General features: G+C 60.1%; 14 protein-coding genes. 4 read left to right on the top strand and 10 right to left on the bottom strand.

Annotation, left to right across the window (positions count from 1 at the left end):
- Positions 1 to 28: 28 nt before the first annotated feature.
- The 4 genes from JJ917_13695 to JJ917_13680 form a co-directional block, all read right to left on the bottom strand.
- Entirely contained in the window at positions 29 to 4,126 is a 4,098-nt protein-coding gene (locus tag JJ917_13695) for an EAL domain-containing protein (protein ID MBO6699879.1), read from the bottom strand.
- A gap of 87 nt (positions 4,127 to 4,213) precedes the next feature.
- The gene (locus JJ917_13690) at positions 4,214 to 4,618 is read right to left on the bottom strand and encodes a (deoxy)nucleoside triphosphate pyrophosphohydrolase (protein ID MBO6699878.1); all 405 of its coding nucleotides are present in this window, start codon (positions 4,616 to 4,618) and stop codon (positions 4,214 to 4,216) included.
- A complete protein-coding gene (argJ, locus tag JJ917_13685; GenBank protein MBO6699877.1) occupies positions 4,615 to 5,874 on the bottom strand; it encodes a bifunctional glutamate N-acetyltransferase/amino-acid acetyltransferase ArgJ in 1,260 nt (419 codons plus the stop codon). Before argJ ends, JJ917_13690 begins: the two co-directional genes overlap by 4 nt.
- Before the next feature lie 19 nt (positions 5,875 to 5,893).
- Positions 5,894 to 6,751, bottom strand: coding sequence for a peptidylprolyl isomerase (locus JJ917_13680; protein ID MBO6699876.1), 858 nt, complete (start codon positions 6,749 to 6,751; stop codon positions 5,894 to 5,896).
- 233 nt (positions 6,752 to 6,984) lie between these two features.
- Between JJ917_13680 and secA the strand changes: the two genes are divergently transcribed.
- Positions 6,985 to 9,891, top strand: coding sequence for a preprotein translocase subunit SecA (secA, locus tag JJ917_13675; GenBank protein ID MBO6699875.1), 2,907 nt, complete (start codon positions 6,985 to 6,987; stop codon positions 9,889 to 9,891).
- Between the two features lie 7 nt (positions 9,892 to 9,898).
- Here secA and JJ917_13670 read toward each other — a convergent pair whose 3' ends face one another.
- The 6 genes from JJ917_13670 to JJ917_13645 all read right to left on the bottom strand — a co-directional run bounded on the left by JJ917_13670 (position 9,899) and on the right by JJ917_13645 (position 15,507).
- Positions 9,899 to 11,068 carry an MFS transporter gene (locus JJ917_13670; protein MBO6699874.1) on the bottom strand — a complete coding sequence of 390 codons (1,170 nt, stop codon included), beginning with the start codon at positions 11,066 to 11,068 and terminating at the stop codon, positions 9,899 to 9,901.
- Positions 11,069 to 11,130: 62 nt separating this feature from the next.
- Positions 11,131 to 11,928 (bottom strand): alpha/beta fold hydrolase, encoded by a 798-nt coding sequence (locus JJ917_13665; GenBank protein MBO6699873.1) that lies wholly within the window; start codon positions 11,926 to 11,928, stop codon positions 11,131 to 11,133.
- Positions 11,929 to 11,951: 23 nt separating this feature from the next.
- Positions 11,952 to 13,130, bottom strand: coding sequence for a murein L,D-transpeptidase (locus tag JJ917_13660; GenBank protein MBO6699872.1), 1,179 nt, complete (start codon positions 13,128 to 13,130; stop codon positions 11,952 to 11,954).
- A gap of 229 nt (positions 13,131 to 13,359) precedes the next feature.
- Positions 13,360 to 14,319 (bottom strand): acetyl-CoA carboxylase carboxyltransferase subunit alpha, encoded by a 960-nt coding sequence (locus JJ917_13655; GenBank protein ID MBO6699871.1) that lies wholly within the window; start codon positions 14,317 to 14,319, stop codon positions 13,360 to 13,362.
- Between the two features lie 116 nt (positions 14,320 to 14,435).
- A complete protein-coding gene (locus tag JJ917_13650; protein ID MBO6699870.1) occupies positions 14,436 to 15,356 on the bottom strand; it encodes a tyrosine recombinase in 921 nt (306 codons plus the stop codon).
- 7 nt (positions 15,357 to 15,363) lie between these two features.
- The gene (locus tag JJ917_13645) at positions 15,364 to 15,507 is read right to left on the bottom strand and encodes a histidine kinase (GenBank protein ID MBO6699869.1); all 144 of its coding nucleotides are present in this window, start codon (positions 15,505 to 15,507) and stop codon (positions 15,364 to 15,366) included.
- A gap of 119 nt (positions 15,508 to 15,626) precedes the next feature.
- On the opposite strand from JJ917_13645, the gene JJ917_13640 reads away from it, so the two are divergent.
- Genes JJ917_13640 through JJ917_13630 form a run of 3 tightly spaced genes read left to right on the top strand, consistent with a single transcriptional unit; the run spans position 15,627 to position 18,720 of the window.
- Positions 15,627 to 16,271, top strand: coding sequence for a shikimate kinase (locus JJ917_13640; protein MBO6699868.1), 645 nt, complete (start codon positions 15,627 to 15,629; stop codon positions 16,269 to 16,271).
- Positions 16,272 to 16,295: 24 nt separating this feature from the next.
- Positions 16,296 to 17,420: a 3-dehydroquinate synthase gene (locus JJ917_13635; protein MBO6699867.1), complete on the top strand. Its 1,125-nt coding sequence runs from the start codon at positions 16,296 to 16,298 to the stop codon at positions 17,418 to 17,420.
- Positions 17,421 to 17,436: 16 nt separating this feature from the next.
- The gene (locus JJ917_13630) at positions 17,437 to 18,720 is read left to right on the top strand and encodes an HlyC/CorC family transporter (protein MBO6699866.1); all 1,284 of its coding nucleotides are present in this window, start codon (positions 17,437 to 17,439) and stop codon (positions 18,718 to 18,720) included.
- Positions 18,721 to 18,751 lie beyond the last annotated feature (31 nt).

Raw genomic sequence — 18,751 nt, 5'->3', positions numbered from 1 at the left:
TCGGCGTTTGAGAACGGGTCTTGGCGGTTCACGCCCGGCGCTTGGTTGTTAGCCTTTCGGTCAGTTGCTGCTGCCGGTCCTTCCAGAACACGGGATTGAACCCGTAGTCTGCCTCGATTTGCGCCGCATCAAGGCACGCTTCGTGAAAAGGTTTCGGCTTGGCAAAGAAGAACCCTTGCACAACCTCGCAGCCGAGATCCGAAATGATCTGCAACTCGCGCTCGTTCTCAACGCCTTCCACGATGATGCCAAGCCCAAGCCCTTTGCCGAGCCCAATGATGCCCTGTAACAGACGCATCTTGTCCGGGTGCTGATCGCAATTGCTGATAAACGAGCGGTCGATCTTCACTTTGTCGAACGAGAGATCATTGAGATATTGCAGCGAGGAATAGCCGGTTCCGAAATCATCCAAGGCAATCTTGACGCCAAGGCTCTTCAGGGCAGCGAACAAGCGCTGGATACGCGGCATTGCTTCATCGCCAAAGACGGTCTCGGTCAATTCCACGCACAGCAGCTCCGGCGGAAATCCTGTTTCTTCCAGGGCGCTGGTGATGTCGCTCTCCACATCGCGGTGCCACAGCTGCGCAACTGACAGATTGACGGCCATTTCCAAAGGCGCTCCGCCAGCGTCTAGCCAAGCTCGACCTTGCCGACAGACATTGCGCACCATCCAGGCGCCCAGATCGGCAATCAATCGCGAGCTCTCCGCGATCGGGATAAAGGTTGAAGGTGGGATGGGACCACGGGTCGGGTGGTTCCAACGGGCCAGTGCTTCAAAGCCCTGAACCTTTCCGTCAGCAACATCGATCTGAAGCTGATAATGCGCATCCAACCCATCATCATCGATCGCTTCGCGCAGATCACGTGCGAGGCTCACACGGTCTTGCACATCCTTGTCGAGGGCCGCATGGAATAAGAGCGCTCGGTTGCGACCGGCGTTTTTGGCTTCATAGAGCGCCAGATCGGCATAGCGCATGCCCTCGTCCGGATCGCCTGTCTGCTCCGGCACCATCACCATGCCAATGCTGGTCGAAATGTGGACAGCGCCGTCGTTCAGTTTCACGGTGCCAGCAAAAGCCGAGATAATCGACGACGCCAGCGACGCAAGTTCGGCCGCTGAGCGCGTATTGGGCACAATGGCTGCGAACTCATCGCCACCAAGTCGAAAGACGGTCCCGCTTCCGGTGACCGTCATGGCAAGACGCTCAGCAACACGGCGCAGCAACTCGTCGCCAGCGGCATGGCCCAGCGAGTCATTGACCTCTTTGAAATGATCAAGGTCCAGCAACAACAACCCGGCGTTTTGACCGGTATTCGCAGCATGCTCCATCGCGGCGTTCAGCTCGCGCGCAAAGTAAGAGCGATTGCCAAGGCCAGTCAGCGGATCGTGGAAGGCCAAGGCTTCCAGGGCACGTTCCGCCTGTTTGCGCTCGGAGATGTCCTGAACCGTGCCGTAGACCTCATAGACCCGGCCCTTCGCATCGGTCCGCGCCCGCGCAATCACGTTCAAATCCATGGAACAACAGGGCGAGGTCCAAACGACATCAATGTTGTCCTCGACACATGTGCGCAGGACTTTGCGGAAGGATCGGCTTACCGCAACGCGTGACTCAGGCGCGAAAAACCCCATGGCCTGATCAAGCGGCATGGTTACATGATCAGCAGCCAGTCCAACCAACTCCAGATATTCTGGACTGAAGGTCACCATCTTTGTGCGGTGGCTGAATGACCAGGCGCCAAGGCGACCAACGCGGTGCGCATCGGCCAGTTCCTGCGCGCGCCGCGCAGCCTGCTCGCGCGCTTCGATCTCTTCGGTGATGTTGGTGCCGGTGCCACGATAACCCAAAAAGGTTCCATCGTCGCTGAAACGCGGCTTTCCATTGGCTCGCGCCCACATGACACGACCATCGTCCAGATGCAGTTGGTAAACAAAATTGGAGAACGGTTTGCGCGCTGCAATATCGGCCTTGTGGTCCTCCAATATCTCCGCATTGTCCGGCGCTCCAAAAAGATCAAACCGTGACATACCGATGTAGGCAGAAGGCGGCTTGCCTGTGAAACTCTCGATCGCCGGGCTCATCATTGTGATGATGTGATCGGCATCCACCTCCCACAGCCAGTCCGATGCTGTGTTGGCGAAATCCTCCATGGCCGCCTTCTGCTCGTCGGCCGCCTGTCGCGCTTCGATTTCAGCTGTGATGTTGGAACTGGTGCCACGGTAGCCAAGAAAATCACCAGTGTCGGAAAAGCGCGGCTTGCCACTCGCGCGCACCCACATCGTCTCGCCGTCTTCACGAAAGCTTTTGTAAACTTGGTTGGCGAAGGGCTCGTGCGCATCGAACGCGCGGCGCATCTTGGAGAAAACCGTGGCATTCTCCGGCTCACTTTCCAGCTCGAACCAGTTCACGCCGATGTAGCGATCTGGGTCCGCGCCAGTCTGATCGCCAATCGCATTGCTCATGAAGGTGAATGCGTGATTGGCGTCGGTTTCCCACATCCAATCGGAGGCAACATTGGCGAAATCCTCCATGGCTGCCTTGCGCTCTTCAGCGGCTTTCCGCGCCACAACCTCAGCTGTGATGTCGCTGCCGGTGCCGCGGTAACCGAGAAACAATCCCTCCCGGTCGTAACGGGGGACGCCGTTGATGCGGGACCAACGCAGCGATCCATCATGGGAATAGGCACAGCAGACAAAATCGCGAAACGGCCTGCGTGCTTCAACATCCTTTCGGTGCTCAACAAACCGACCCGCGTTTTCGGGAAGTTGGTCCAGATCACGAGGGTCCGTGCCGATGAAATGCTCCGGAGAAAAACCGGACTTCAGCAGGATGGCCCCGCTGATCTTTGTAAACCGATTGTCGACATCGGTCTCCCACATCCAGTCGGACGCCATATTGGCAAAGTCTTCCATGGCGGCCTTGCGCTCTTCGAGCGCGCGTTTGGCCTCGAACTCGGCGGTGATATTGCTGCCCGTGCCACGATAACCAAGAAAGGCTCCATCTTGATCGAAGCGCGGAACACCGTTGATACGTAACCAACGATCTTTGCCATCAGCTCCCTTGATCTTATAGACCAAGTCGCGGAATGGCTCGTGCGCATCGACCTGTTTGCGATGGGCTTCGAATACCGTTGCGTTCGCCGGATCGTTAGCAAAAGCGAAGCGGCTCTTGCCGACATAGTGTGACGATGGATGGCCGGTTGCGAGCTCAACCGCCTCGGTGAGCATGGTCATCCTGTGCTCTGCATCGGACTCCCACAACCAATCGGATGCCGTGCGTGCAAAATCGGCCATCGCCTCCTTGTGGGCGTCCGCGGTTTCACGTGCGACGATGAACTCGGTCGCGTCGGTCAGCGAAAAGACTGGCTGGTTTGCATCGCCGATCACCTTCAATTGGAAGGTCCGGCCAAACCGGTCCATGGAATTGGGAATTTCGCAGCTCAACGCAGTGATGCCGTCAGACGTATCCTGGATCGCGCGGATTTCTTCCATCGTCAGAGATCGGCCAAAAAGATGCGTGAGCCGGTCCATTCGCTGCAAACCAAAAACATCAACCGGGTCGGAAAGCGAAAGGAGCGCGAAATCGACAAGAATACCATCGTCGAGAATAGGTTCCAGGGTTCCGCCTAAAAACCCGATATCCCGCGAGAAATCGGCCAAGACATCGGCCACCAGTGCGACCGGACGCACGAACGCTAGAACACGCGGTTGCTTGAAACCATTGCCTGGCGGAAGGGGCAGCAGAAGCCGTTCCCAACTATGGGTGTGGTGGGTCTTGTTGGCTTTGTGGACGGCGTAGATCGGCGTCTTTTGCAACAGCGTTTCGCGGTAGCAGTAGGAAAAGAACCCCCCGACACTGGAGTCAAAGTCGGTGGTTGTTTTGCCTCGCATATCCAGACCAGAGGCCTGCGACACACGCTTACCATAGTGACGGTAGAAGAACTCGCCGCAACCGTCGGATTCGACGATGACTAGATCACCGGCGACAGAAGCCAAGGGGCCATTTTCCAGATCGGTTAGCCGCTCGATCGGCTCTTGATACCAAGCATCGACGATCGGTTTCAGATCAGGCGACCGCTGGAGATCGAGCGGAGCGATCGGCCGAAGCGTGCCCTGATTACGTCTCACCGGTTTCCCCCCACCTCAGACAACCTATGGAGGTAAGGGAATTGAGTTCACGCGAGGTTAAGCGGCTGGGTAAAATCCCGCATAGGGCTAGAGCAGGTCGATCAAAGGCGCGATCAACGGACCATCGGCTTCGGGCATCGGGTATTGCCGTAATTGGTTGGGCCGCACCCAGGCCAACTCTTGTCCCTCCTGCGCGGTCGGCGTGCCCTGCCAGCGGCGAATGACATAGAGCGGCATCAACAGGTGAAACCCGTCATAGCCATGGCTGGCAAAGGTTAGAGGCGCCAAACAGGCTGTCTGAGTTTCGACACCCAACTCCTCGCGCAGCTCGCGCAACAATGCGTCCTCGGGTCGCTCGCCGACCTCGACCTTGCCGCCGGGAAATTCCCAAAGCCCTGCCATGGCCTTGCCCTCGGGGCGCTTGGCGATCAGCACACGATGATCGGCATCCACCAGCGCGGCAGCTGCAACCAAAACGAGGTTAAGCGTCATGTGCGATAGTCGCCATTGATCGCGACATAGGCCTTGGTGAGATCGCAGGTCCAGATCGTTGCCTTGCCATCGCCAAGCCCGAGGCCCACCCGTAGCGTGATTTCGGCATGCTTCATCACCGCAGCAGCAGCCTCTTCGCTGTAGGACGCGTCACGGGCGCCTTCCACGGCAACGCGAATTTCGGTGCCACTGGCGCCAAACCAGATCGCCAGCCGGTCCCGGTCCGCCGGTTCGCCGGCCTTACCGACAGCCATAACCACCCGTCCCCAATTGGCGTCTTCGCCAGCAAAGGCCGTCTTCACCAGGGGCGAGTTGCCGATCGCGCGGGCAATGATATCAGCGCTTTTGTCAGAAACGGCGCCTTCAACCTGAACAGTGACGAACTTTGTAAGCCCCTCGCCGTCTTTCACGATGGCATGGGCAAGCTCCAACGACAGATCATCCAACGCCTCCTGCAGCGCAGAAAGCCGGGGATCGTCCGTCCGCGTGATCGGCGCGTCGGTCAACCGTTTGCCAGTGGCGAACAACAACACGGTGTCGGAAGTTGACGTGTCGCTATCGATGGTGATGCGGTTGAAGCTTCTGCCCACCGCCTGGCCCACCATGTCCTGCAGGACATCAGGCGCGATGGAAGCATCGGTGGCGATAAAAGAGAGCATCGTCGCCATGTCGGGCGCGATCATCCCGGCACCTTTGGATATCCCACTGATCGTGACCGTCTCGCCACCGATCACCACCTGACGCGACGCGGCCTTGGGGAAGGTGTCGGTCGTCATGATGGCGCGCGCCGCATCGACCCAGCGGTCCGGGCCGCCGTCTAGGTCCGCAACGAGTTCGGTCATCACGCCAGCGAATTTCTCCGCTGTCAGTGGCTCACCGATGACACCGGTGGAGGCAAGAAAAACTTGGTCAGCGGAGATCGTAAGCGCCTCGGCCACGATACCCGCCGAGCGCTCAACCGATTGGCGGCCTTTCATGCCAGTGAAGGCGTTGGCATTGCCGGAGTTCACCAACAGCGCCTGCGCCGCACCGCCAGAGAGCTGCGCCTTGCACCAATCGACTGGCGCTGAGGCACACGCCGATTGCGTGAAGGTGCCGGCAACGCTCGTGCCCTCATCCAACGCCATCAACAAGACGTCGGTGCGCCCCGCATATTTGATACCGGCAGCCGCCGTCGCCAGACGAACGCCCGCGACCGGCAGAACGGCTGGGTCGCCGTCCGGCGTGAACGGCGAGGGATAGTCGATCCCGCCCATACCAATCGGTCCTTGCGGCCTATTCTGGCGCTGCTGGTGGCTCCAGGCCCTCGACCTCATAGGTGATCGACGCCTCTTCACGCAGACCGCCGATGGCTTCAATGAAGGCTTGCTGCAGCAGGCCCTGCTGAATCTGCGGGGCCAATTCAGCGAAAGAGGGCGCCGCGCTCTCGCGCACATCTTCCAGGTAAATCACATGCCAGCCAAATTGGCTTTCCACCGGATCGGGCGTGTAGCCGCCAACGTCCAGCGCGAACGCAGCGTCCTCAAACACCGGCACCATGCGACCGCGGCCAAAGAACCCAAGATCGCCGCCATTGGCCGCACTCGGACCGGTAGAGCGCTCGGTGGCAAGGGTCGCAAAGTCTGCGCCGCCATCAAGCTCTTCGATCACGGCACGTGCATCCTCTTCGGTTTCCACCAGGATGTGGCGCGCCTTGCGCTCTTCTTCCGGCTCAAAACCAGCAACTGCTTCGTCATAGGCACTTTGCAACGCTTCTTCATCGACCTCTGCGGCCAGAACCTCGACCAGATAATTGGTACGCAGCGTGCGCGCCCGCTGATAGGCCAAGCGACGTTGGAACGCTTCGGAATCGGCAAGCCCTGCCTCTTCGCCGGCACCAGCGAGCAAATGCAGATCGATCAGCGCATCGACAATCACCGCGCGGCGCTGCTCATTGGGCACCCGCTGCAACTGCTCGGCAAAATCCTGGCTTGCCATCAACGCTTCGTCTTCGGTGATCTCGTAGCCATTGACGGTTGCCAGCACCGTGGACGGATCAAGCTCTTCCTGCGCGATGGCAGTGCCCGATAGCGCGCCTGACACGGCGAAGGCAGCAAACCCGGCGACGGCCAGGCGAGTGAAAAAGTGCGACATGCGGACATTCCTTGAATGGGTCATGGGGAGGGAACGCGACCCTGTCCCGTTAAATCGGGCCGGACCATGGCGATGTTTCACCACGTTGACAAGCAAAAGGGCCATTCTTATCTGTGTGGCGCTTTCTCACCCGCTGCCCTGGGCTCATCCGCCGAGCAGCAAGCTTTGCTTTTCTTGTCATCGCACCCTGCCCTTGATGTGGCCCATAAGGGTGCGCGGAGATATTTCCCGCCATGCTCGGCCTCGGTTCCATCGCGTCCAAACTGTTCGGCTCATCCAACGACCGCGTCGTCAAAGGTTTCCAAGCCCGCGTTGACGCCATCAACGCCCTCGAACCGGACATGGAAGCCCTTTCCGACGACGAACTGCGCGGCAAGACGGTGGAGTTCCGCCAGCGCCTGGCCGATGGCGAGAAGCTCGACAGCCTGTTGCCCGAAGCCTTCGCCGTCGTGCGTGAAGGCGGCAAGCGTGCGCTCGGCCAGCGCCACTACGATGTCCAGCTGATCGGCGGCATGGTGCTCCATGAGGGCAAGATCGCTGAGATGAAGACCGGTGAAGGTAAGACGCTTGTCGCGACCCTTGCCGTTTACCTCAATGCCCTTGAGGGCAAGGGCGTCCACGTTGTCACCGTGAACGATTATCTCGCCCGCCGCGATGCCGCCTGGATGGGGCAGGTTTATGGGTTCCTGGGCCTCACCACCGGCACGATTGTCCATGGCCTGACGGATGAAGAACGCCGCGCCGCCTATCGCTGCGACGTGACCTACGCCACCAACAACGAGCTCGGCTTCGATTATCTGCGCGACAACATGAAATATCGCCGCGCCGAAATGGCCCAGCGCGCGCACAACTTTGCCATCGTCGATGAGGTGGATTCAATCCTCGTTGATGAGGCGCGCACACCACTGATCATATCCGGCCCACTGGCCGACAAATCCGAGCTCTACACTGCCATCGACAAGCTGGTTCCGCAGCTCAATGAAGACGATTACGAGATCGACGAGAAGCAGCGCACCGCCAACTTCTCCGAACAGGGTTCGGAATCGCTGGAAACAATCCTTGCAGAAGCCGGCCTGATCGCCGAGGGCACCAGCCTCTACGACACCGAAAACATCCAAGTTGTTCACCACATGAACCAGGCGCTGCGCGCCCATCAGCTGTTCCAGCGCGACAAGGACTACATCGTGCGCAACGGCGAAGTGGTGATCATTGATGAGTTCACCGGCCGCATGATGCCCGGCCGCCGCTTCTCCGATGGCCTCCATCAGGCGCTGGAAGCCAAAGAAAACGTTGCCATCAATCCGGAAAACCAGACGCTCGCGTCGGTCACCTTCCAGAACTATTTCCGTCTCTACGACAAGCTTGGCGGCATGACCGGTACGGCCTCCACCGAGGCTGAGGAATTCGGCAACATTTACGGCCTGGAAGTTGTTGAAATCCCAACCAATGTTCCGGTCGCGCGTATTGATGATGATGACGAGGTCTACCGCACCTTCGACGACAAATACCGCGCCATCGTCGCCCTGATCGCCGATTGCTCGCGCCGTGGGCAGCCCATCCTTGTCGGCACGACCAGCATTGAGAAATCCGAACTGCTCTCGCAGATGCTGTCGGACAAAAAGGCCGTCATGGCTATCGCCGACAAGCTGATCGAGCAGGCTGACAACACCGACAAGGGCGAAGCCGAATTTGCCGACTATCTGCGCCGGGCCGGGGAATATCTGAAAGAAACCGCCAAAGGCGTAAAGGGCAAAAAACCCGCCATCGCCCACCAGGTTTTGAACGCCCGTTTCCACGAACAAGAAGCGCTGATTGTCGCGCAAGCCGGTGTGCCCGGCGGTGTCACCATCGCCACCAACATGGCCGGTCGTGGCACCGACATTCAGCTCGGCGGCAACGCCGATATGCGCATCGTCACCGAACTTGGCGAGATGGAAGACGGTCCAGAAAAAGAGGCCAAGGCGCAGGCCATCCGCGAAGAAGTGGCAGACCTGAAACAAAAAGCGCTGGACGCAGGCGGGCTTTACGTCGTCGGCACCGAGCGCCACGAAAGTCGGCGCATCGACAACCAGTTGCGCGGCCGCTCAGGCCGTCAAGGCGACCCCGGCCACTCGAAATTCTTCCTGTCCCTGCAAGATGATTTGATGCGCATCTTCGGGTCCGACCGGATGGATGGCATGCTGCAAAAGCTTGGCCTGAAAGAAGGCGAAGCGATCATCCACAACTGGATCAACAAGGCGCTTGAGAAAGCCCAGCAGAAGGTCGAGGCGCGCAACTTCGACATTCGTAAAAACCTGCTGAAATATGATGACGTCATGAACGATCAGCGCCGCGTGGTCTTCGATCAACGCCTTGAGCTGATGGAAGAGGACGATCTGGCCGAACCGGTCAAGGACATGCGCCACGACGTCATCGAAGACATGGTTGCCGCTCACATTCCGGAAAAAGCCTATCCTGAACAATGGGATACCGAAGGTTTGCAAGAGCAAGTGAAGGCCGTGCTCAACCTCGATCTGCCGGTTGTCGACTGGGCCGACGAGGAAGGCATTGCCGAAGACGATGTGATGGAACGCCTGAAGCGCGCTGCCGATGAGGCTTATGCCTCTCGCGTTGCCCGTTTCGGGCCCGATGTCATGCGTCAGGTCGAGCGCGCGGTTCTACTTCAAACACTCGATGGTCTCTGGCGCGAACATTTGGCAACGCTGGACAATCTGCGTTCGGTGGTCGGTTTCCGCGGCTACGGCCAGCGCGACCCGCTGCAGGAATACCGCACAGAAGCCTTCCAACTGTTCGAGGCGCTGCTCGCAAACTTGCGCGAAACGGTCACCAAGCATCTGATGGTCGTTGAGGTGCGCACCGAGGCCCCGCCGCAATTGCCACGAGAAGGCGCCTTGCCAGGCGAAGGCCACCACGCCAACCCGCAAACCGGCGAAGATGAGATGGCTGCCCCGGCCATGTCCCCCGCTATGGCCAAGGCCGCTGCCGGTATGGCATCACTGCGCGGCGAAGCGGTGCCCGCCCAAGTGGCGCCAGAAGCGCGCGATCCAGAGCGTCCGGAAACCTGGGGCAAGGTCGGCCGCAACGAGCCCTGCCCGTGCGGCTCAGGCAAAAAGTACAAGCACTGCCACGGCGCCGTGTAGGTGAAGGTCAGCGCCCGCCGATAAGCGCCCGCATGGCCCAAACACCAGCCACCGGTCCAAGCGCCATCACCACCAGCACCGGCTGCCATCCCCAAAGGTCAGCGAGCACCGGTGTGACCTGCACGGTCACCATGGTGAGCGCGAACCCAAGGGCTGTTTGAAAGGTCAGTAGGCTGCCGGTTTGATCGGCTGGCGCATGATCGGCCACCAAGGCCGAGAGCTGTGGTGAATCCGGGATCACGCTCGCGCCCCACAACAAAAGCACGGGTAAAACCAGCCAGAGCGGTCCGCTAAATGTGAGCGCCGCCAGCAGCGCCGAGCCGCCGCTCACCACCATCGCACCGGCAGCGACCTGGGCTTTGCCCATCCGATCGGCAAGCCAACCGGTCGGCACGCAGACAACCGCACCAAGCGCGATCACCAGAAACGCGGTGAGTGTTGCCAAGCGCAGCGCTTCATCCTGCGGCATCACCAACGCGAAGGACGCCGCCGCGATAAGCCCGATCCAGGCCCACATGGCGTAAAGCTCCCACATGTGACCGAGATAACCGAGGATCGCCAGGCGCACGCCCTTGTTCGTCCAGGCCGTGCCGATCGCCTTGGGGTTGAACGCTGCAGCCGTCACGTGATGCGGGCCAAGCTTGGCGCCCAAAGCCAACAATCCGCCAACGATCGCAAGTACGGAGGCCAGCATCACCGTGGTGCGCCAGTCGGCTCCGCCTGTGAGGGCCAGAAAATGTGGTGAGGCCGAGCCAAGTGCAACAGCCCCAACCAAAGCGCCGACCAGCAGCCCACGGTCCGTCGAGCCCCAGCCAACAGCGATCTTCATGCCCACTGGATAGACCCCTGCTAGCAAGGCTCCGGTGGCAACGCGCAACAGCACGGCGCCCAGCGTGTCAGGCGGCACCACTAGCAGGGCGGCATTGGCAAGACCGGCCAACACCGCGCAGCCAGCAAACACAAAACGGGGATCAAGGCGATCCGGCAGACCGGAAATCGCCAAAGCCAACGCGCCAAGCACGAACCCGCCCTGAACGGCGCTGGAAAGCGCTGCCTGCTGGCCTGCAGACATCGGGAACTCCGCCACCATACCTGGCAACACGGCCGCCGACACGAACCAGAGGCTCATGCCGCACACTTCGGCAATCATCAGGAGGAGGATCGAACGCGTTTTCACGTCCCTGCCCTAGCGCGCGTCAGGCGCCTGAGCAATTGGCCTCTCGGCACGATGTCGTGTGGTCAAAGTGAGGCGTAAAACCCGCGCATCGCCGCCTCGAAGGCGTCGGGAACCTGAACAGGTGCCAAGTGACCCGCATTGTCCAGCATGGCCAGTTGCGCGCCTAGGATTGCATCAGCAAGGGCCTTGGGGTGCTCCGGCGGGAACGACAAATCACGGTCCGCACCGATAACCAGCGTCGGCGTCGAAACAGCGCCCAAGCGGTCGAGCACATCATGGCCCTTCACCGCCAGACCACAGGACACGGCGCCGGCCACTGACGTTCCGGCGATCATGCGCGCCACCGGGTCAAGATCGGCGGGGCCAAACCCGTCCATTACGCCATCGCCGTACCAACGCTCGATGCTTTCCTGGATCTGCGCCCAAAGGCCCTTGGTGGTGATCTTTTCAAGTCGGCCATCCCAGAGCGCAACGGCTTCAGACGGCAACCGCCCGGTTGTGCAGGCCAGAACAAGCGATTGAAGCCTGTCGCCATGGGAGAGACCGAGATGCTGACCGATCATGCCGCCAATGGACAGCCCACAGACATGGGCGTATTCAACGCCGGCAGCGTCGAGCACGGCCACGATGCTCTTTGCCAAAAAACCCATGTCGGAAGCGTTGTCATTGGGCTCCGACTGGCCGTGGCCAGGCAGATCAAGCGCCAGGCACCGATAGTCCGGCGCAAAACGGGCGATCATCCCATCCCAAAGCGTCAAATTGCAGGTATAAGCGTGCACGAAGAGAAGCGCCGGTTGGCCGTCCGCACCACCGGTATCGGTGTAATGGACGCGCCGACCGTCAAGCGTGGCAAAAGGCATGGAAATTCCTTGAAGAAGGCCGATCAGTTGCCTGAGAAGAGGCCATCAAACAGATTACCGGCCCGCGACATGAACGAGTTTTCAGCAGGCGCCGCCTCAGCAGCCGCAACTTCTACGCCCGGTGGCGGTGTCGGCGCAGGTGTTGCCGCGGCTCCAGGAGCGGTCGTCGTTTCAACCAGCGGCGGCGGCGGCGTTGGTGCGGCCGGCGCGGCAGCAACTGTCTCGGTGCCCAGCGGCGCGATGGGTGGTGGTGCGACAGGCTGCGGTGTTGTTGCGACCAAAACCTGATTGGCCGCAACTGGCGGCTCACCAACCGCAGGCGCGATCACCCCATTGGGGTGATACTCTGCCAAAGCCACTTCGAACGCCGCGCGATGTTCCGCCTGCGCGGCCTGAAACGATGAGGCGATGGGTTCAGGCATCTGGTAGTCCGGGCATTGCTCAGCGGCAGAGAACTGCTCGGCGGCAACGGCATTAAAGATGTAGCGCCGGTCGCACACATCGACCTGTGGAGGAAGCTGCGTTACTTCAAAATGCTGATAGCCTTCCTGCAGCATTTCCCAGAAGGCAAAGTGCTGATGGCCAGCATGGCGGGCCATGTTCTCCGGCGTCATGCGGAACGGGAAGGCGTGAACATGGAACGCGCGCTGTCCGCCTTCGAACGCTTCGCGCGCCAGGGCGTAAATCTCGGCGATCTGATCGTCGGTCATCGCGTAGCAACCTGCCGAGGAGCAGGCGCCATGCACCATCAGGTGCGAACCGGTGCGGCCATGCGAGCGGTCATAGGCGTTGGGAAAGCCGAGATTGAACGACAGATAAAAAGAGGAATTGGGATTCATCTGCGCCGGCGTGATCGTATAGAACCCCTCCGGCGCCTGGCGATCCCCCTCCTGGAATTTCGGGCCAAGCTCACCTGACCAGGTGCAAATCTCGTAGGTTTCCAGAAGCATATACCGACCACTCGGGCCTCGCTTCCAAACTTCAAGATCGCCCTCTTCCTTGAAGATGCGCATGAAGATCGGGTCGCCCTCGCTCATGGCAAGGCGTTCCATCTTCAGCTGCAATGAGGCAGGTAGCGGCCGCAAATGTTTGGCGCCGTACTCAGACTGGCAGGCGGCCAAAACGGGTGCGGCGCTGGCAAGCAGCAAGCCTTTGACCACGGTACGGCGGTTCAACGCAAATTTCTGGGAAACAGGCGACATCGTACGCAATACCTTCACGACGCAAAACAAACAGACGGTACACTCACCATACAATTTGCCCTTTTGAGCTTACGAAAGGTTTACCAAACCTAGCACCGCCGGCCCTGGGAAGGAAGGCGAGGGCATGAGGCCTCACGCAATCGTCATCACGTCAGATTGCGCCACCTTACGCGCGATTATGGCGTCAGAATGGCTTGTGGCGAGCTGACCCAATCATGGGTCGGGTCGGCTAAACGCCGAGCGTGCGGCCGATCGCCAAAAACTTGTCCTGACGGTTAGCCCGCCAGTCCGTGTCGGGCGCCTGATCGAAGCTCGCAAAGCTTGCTTCCAACTGCGTGCGCACATTCGCGATCGCCTGGGCCGGATCGCGGTGAGCACCACCAAGCGGCTCCTCGATCACCCCATCGACCACTTTCAGCTGCGTAAGATCCTCAGCCGTGACCTTCAGGGCCGAAGCCGCATCAGGCGCGCGCGCTGAATCGCGCCAAAGAATGCTGGCCGCGCCTTCCGGCGAAATGACCGAGTAAATCGCATGCTCCAGCATAAAAACAGTGTTGGCGGTGGCCAGGGCAATCGCACCACCCGATCCGCCCTCGCCGATGATCACGCTGACCGTAGGCACTTTGACACTGAGGCACTGCTCGGTGGAGCGAGCAATCGCCTCGGCCTGGCCGCGTTCCTCCGCGCCAATGCCTGGATAAGCACCTGCGGTGTCGACAAAGGTGATGATCGGCAGATTAAACCGGTCGGCAAGTTTCATCGCACGCACCGCTTTGCGATAGCCTTCCGGGCGCGCCATGCCGAAATTGTGTTTTAGGCGCGAGGCGGTATCGTCGCCCTTTTCGTGCCCGATCACCATCACCGCGCGACCATCGAAACGCGCCATCCCCATCTGGATCGCATGATCATCGGCATAGGCGCGGTCGCCCGCCAGCGGCGTAAAATCAGTGAAAAGCGCCTGCGCATAGGCCTTGAAGTGCGGCCGGTCAGGATGTCGCGCAATCTGCGTTTTCTGCCAGGGCGTCAGCTTGGTGTAGAGGTCGGTGAGTGCCTTTTGGGCCTTGGCTTCCAGCCGGGCGATCTCGTCGGCAACATCGACGGCGGCATCTTCGGCCTGCAAAGCCTTCAACTCGGCCACCTTGCCTTCTAGGTCGGCAACCGGCTTTTCAAAATCGAGATAGGTGTGCATCACGCCTCAAAACTGGCTGGCAAAGGGACAATCAAACCCCGCCAAAACGTGGCCGGACTTGAAGTCTCTTCGGCCTTGGAAGTCAAGGGATTGCACCTGTTGCAATCGCGATAGGCTTAAGAGGCGTCACTGAGCGGATGGCAACTGGTCACCAGCCCGTGCAGCCGTTCGTCCAGCACATGGGTATAGATTTGCGTGGTGGCAATATCCTTGTGACCAAGCAACGACTGAACCGTGCGCAAATCCGCGCCATGGGCGAGCAAATGGCTGGCAAATGCATGCCGCAAGACATGCGGTGAAAGCTGCTTGGGCGAGAGACCAGCCGCCGCGCCCAACGTTTTGAGATCGCGGGCAAAAGCCTGGCGCGTCAGATGACCGTCCGCACTGTCAGCCGGGAAGAGAAATGCCGAGCGAACCTGACGCTTGTCGGCATCGAGCGCCTCTAGATAGGCCGTCATTGCGCTTCGCGCGATGGGTGTCAGAGGCACAAGGCGTTCACGTCCACCTTTACCGCGCACCACAAACGCTTCGCCGCCGCTGGCCACTGAGCGCGGCAGGCTGACAAGCTCAGAAACGCGTAAACCCGTTGCATAGAGCAGTTCCAACAACGCCCGCATGCGCAACGCTTTCAGCCGTTTGGAGGGTGTGAGGTCCGTTTGCTCACACACCCGCTTAGCCTCATTGAGCAGACGATCGACGGCGTCCTCGTTCATCACCTTTGGCAGCGGCTTGGGCTTTTTCGGCCCACGCAACGGCTCGCATGGATCATCGGAACGCATGCCTTCTGCGTAGAGAAACTGAAAATACTGCTTCAGTGCCGACAATCGACGCGCGGCGGTCGAGGCTTTGGCGCCATGGGCTTCCAGCCGCGCCAGATAGGCCCGCACATCATCGGTTTTCGCGGCATTCAAGTCACCGGACAGATCATCGGCAAAGTCGGTTAGGTCGCGCCGATAGGCATCCAACGTGTTAGGCGAGGCGTTACGCTCAACCGCCAACATGTCCAGAAACAATCCGATATCGCCAGCGCTGCCCATGGCCAAATTACTCCGCAAACCGTTCCGGCGAGATACGCACAGACACCGGCTCGGGCGTTGGTTCGATATAGGTCGCCAGCGCATAAATCACGCCAGCGAAAATCGCGCCAAGGATGGCAAGCCGAGTCAAAAAGCGAAAAGTGGTGGGCATCGAACCTTGCTGGCCGACGGGCGGCCCTATCGCGTCACATCTCAGGTGCGTTAAGCGCTGGAAACCTTTTGCGCGCAATCGCCTTTTCACTCTGGCGGAAAACGCTTAAGCAAATCTACATGACGTCACACGCTTCTTCAAATGCCGCCGCCCTTGTGGACGAGCCCGCGCCGCCACGCGCCAATGCTGCAGATATCGCGCGCATTCGCGATGGGTTAGGCGCGCGCGCCATCGTGATTATCGGAATGATGGGCGCGGGAAAATCATCCATTGGCCGCCGGCTCGCGCAAGCGTTGCACATCGAGTTTGTCGATTCCGATGACGAAATCGAAAAAGCGGCCAACCTGACCATTCCCGAGATTTTCGAAACCTATGGCGAGGCGCATTTTCGCGATGGCGAACGCAAGGTCATTGCCCGTCTGCTTTCCGATGGACCCAAAGTGATCGCGGTCGGCGGCGGTGCGTTCGAAAATCCGCAAACCCGTGAAGACATTGCCGAGCGCGGCCTGTCGATCTGGCTAAAGGCAGATTTCGAGACCCTGATGGCGCGCGTGCGCCGCCGCTCGCACCGGCCACTGCTGCGCAATCCTGATCCGGAAGGCACAATGACGCGGCTTCTCGAAGCCCGGTCTCCGAACTACGCTCTGGCCGATCTCACGGTGCCGTCACGCGATGGAGCCCACGGCGATGTTGTTCAAGCCTGTTTGCGCGCGCTGGGCGACTTTCTTACCGCCGATCCCAAAGCTGACAGTGAACCGGCGTGACCAAACCCTTGTGAGCACCAACTCGTGAGCACACCGCTTAAGACAGTCCGCGTTGAACTCGGCGAACGCGGCTACGACATCCTCATCGGCAAAGGAGCGTTGAATGAGGCTGGCGAACGCATCGCGGCGCTGGTCCCAGGCGCCCGCGCCGTGATCATCACCGATGGTCGTGTTGCACGCCTGCATCTCGACGCGCTTGAAGCAAGTCTCAATGCAGCTGGCATCGACAGCTTTGCGGCCATTGTTCCTCCCGGCGAAACGTCCAAAAGCTGGCATGGCGTGCAGACCGTGACCGATGCCATTCTGGGTGGGCGCTTGGAACGCGGCGACTTGGTCATTGCCTTAGGTGGCGGCGTTATCGGCGATCTTGCAGGCTTTGCCGCAGCCATCGCGCGCCGTGGCATGCGCTTTGTCCAGGTGCCGACCACCTTGCTAGCGCAGGTCGATAGCTCGGTTGGCGGTAAAACCGGCATCAATACCGAACACGGCAAGAACCTGGTTGGCGCTTTTCATCAGCCGATCCTTGTACTCGCCGATACCGATACGCTCGATACGCTGCCCGACCGTGAAATGAAGGCCGGCTATGCCGAGGTCGTGAAATATGGCCTTATCGACGACCGCGACTTTTTTGAGTGGCTGGAAGGCAAGGCTGCCGATTTGCTGGCGGGCGACGATGCCTTGCGCAGCGAAGCCATTGCCCGCTCTTGCGCGGCCAAAGCCCGTGTTGTCGCGCAGGATGAGCGCGAAGGCGGGCGCCGGGCTCTGCTCAATCTTGGCCACACGTTTGGCCACGCCCTGGAAGTGCTCTGCGGCTACGATCCGGCCAAACTTGTGCACGGCGAAGGCGTTGCCATCGGCATGGTGCTCGCCCACCGGTTCTCCCATCATCTTGGCCATTGCCCCGGCCAGGATGTGCAGCGCGTTGTCGCCCACCTTGAAGCGGTTGGCCTGCCGACCGATATCGACGCCATCGAAGGGTTTCGCCCAACGCTGGATCAACTGGTCGATGCGATGAAGCAGGACAAGAAAGTCTCACGCGGCGCCCTGACCTTCATCTTAACGCGCGGTATCGGTCAAAGCTTCATCGCCAAGGACGTGCCCGAAAACCAGTTGCGCGATTTTCTCTCAACCACCCTCACCCTGTCGTAGGTTCTAAGATCCTCTGATGATCACCACCGAAATTTGGCTCACTGGCCTCGCGGTCCTCGGCCTTTTGGTTCTTTCCGCCTTTTTCTCCGGCTCCGAAACGGCGCTGACGGCGGTGTCGCGCGCGCGCATGATGCAGCGCGAGAAGGCAGGCAACAAACGCGCCGGCCTCGTCGGCAAGCTGACCGAAGCGCGCGAACGGCTGATCGGCGCGCTGCTGCTCGGCAACAATCTGGTCAACATCTTCGCCTCCGCGCTGACCACGGTGTTGTTCACCGGGCTGTTTGGCGACAGCGGCGTTGCCTACGCGACCCTGGCGATGACGGCCCTGGTGCTGGTGTTTGCCGAGGTCCTGCCGAAGACGCTCGCCATCTCCAACACCGACAAGTTTGCGATGATCGTCGCGCCGATCGTGCGTGTGGTGGTGTTTCTGTTTGCGCCGATCACAGCAGCGGTCCAGTGGTTCATTCGCAGCTTGTTGAAGATTTTCGGCATCGATGTGGAGAACATGGACGTGCTTTCGGCCCATGAAGAAATCCGTGGCCAGCTCGACTATCTTCATCAGGAAGGCGCTGTGGTCAAAGACGACCGCTATCGGCTCGGCGGCGTGCTCGATCTACACGATCTGGAAGTTTCAGACGTGATGATCCACCGCACGAAAATGCAGTCGATCGACATCGATCTGCCCAATGAAGAGATCGTCGATGAAATACTGAAAAGTCCCTACACACGCATCCCTCTATGGAAAGAGCGCTCCGACAACATCATCGGCGTGATCCATGCCAAGGATGTGCTGCGCGCGCTGCGGGCCAAGGGCGATCCGGCCGAAGTCGATGTGACCGAGATCGCGCAGACACCCTGGTTCGTGCCCGACACCAACACGCTGCAAGCCCAGCTCAACGCGTTTTTGAAACGCAAAGCCCACATCGCGCTGGTGGTTGATGAGTATGGCGAGGTGCAGGGCCTCATCACTCTGGAAGACATTCTTGAAGAGATCGTCGGCGACATCACCGATGAGCACGACGTGTCCGCTGAAGGCGTGCGCCCCATGCCCGACGGATCGGTGGTTGTCGATGGCGGCGTGCCGATTCGTGACCTGAACCGCGTGATGGACTGGAACCTGCCCGATGATGAGGCGACGACCATCGCCGGGCTGGTCATCCATGAGGCGCGGCTGATCCCTGAACGCGGCCAGGCTTTCACCTTCCATGGTTTTCGTTTCAACGTCCTCCGCCGTCAGGGCAACAGGGTGACGAGCCTAAAAATTGCGCCGCTGACCGTGAACCCAAGGCCTGGACTTTAGGTTCCGCGTCGTCCCGGCCGTTAGACGGGAT

It is taken from the genome of Hyphomicrobiales bacterium, assembly GCA_017642935.1.
GTDB lineage: Bacteria > Pseudomonadota > Alphaproteobacteria > Rhizobiales > MH13 > MH13.
Note: the sequence above shows the minus strand (reverse complement) of the source record. Positions and strands in the feature narration are given on the sequence as shown.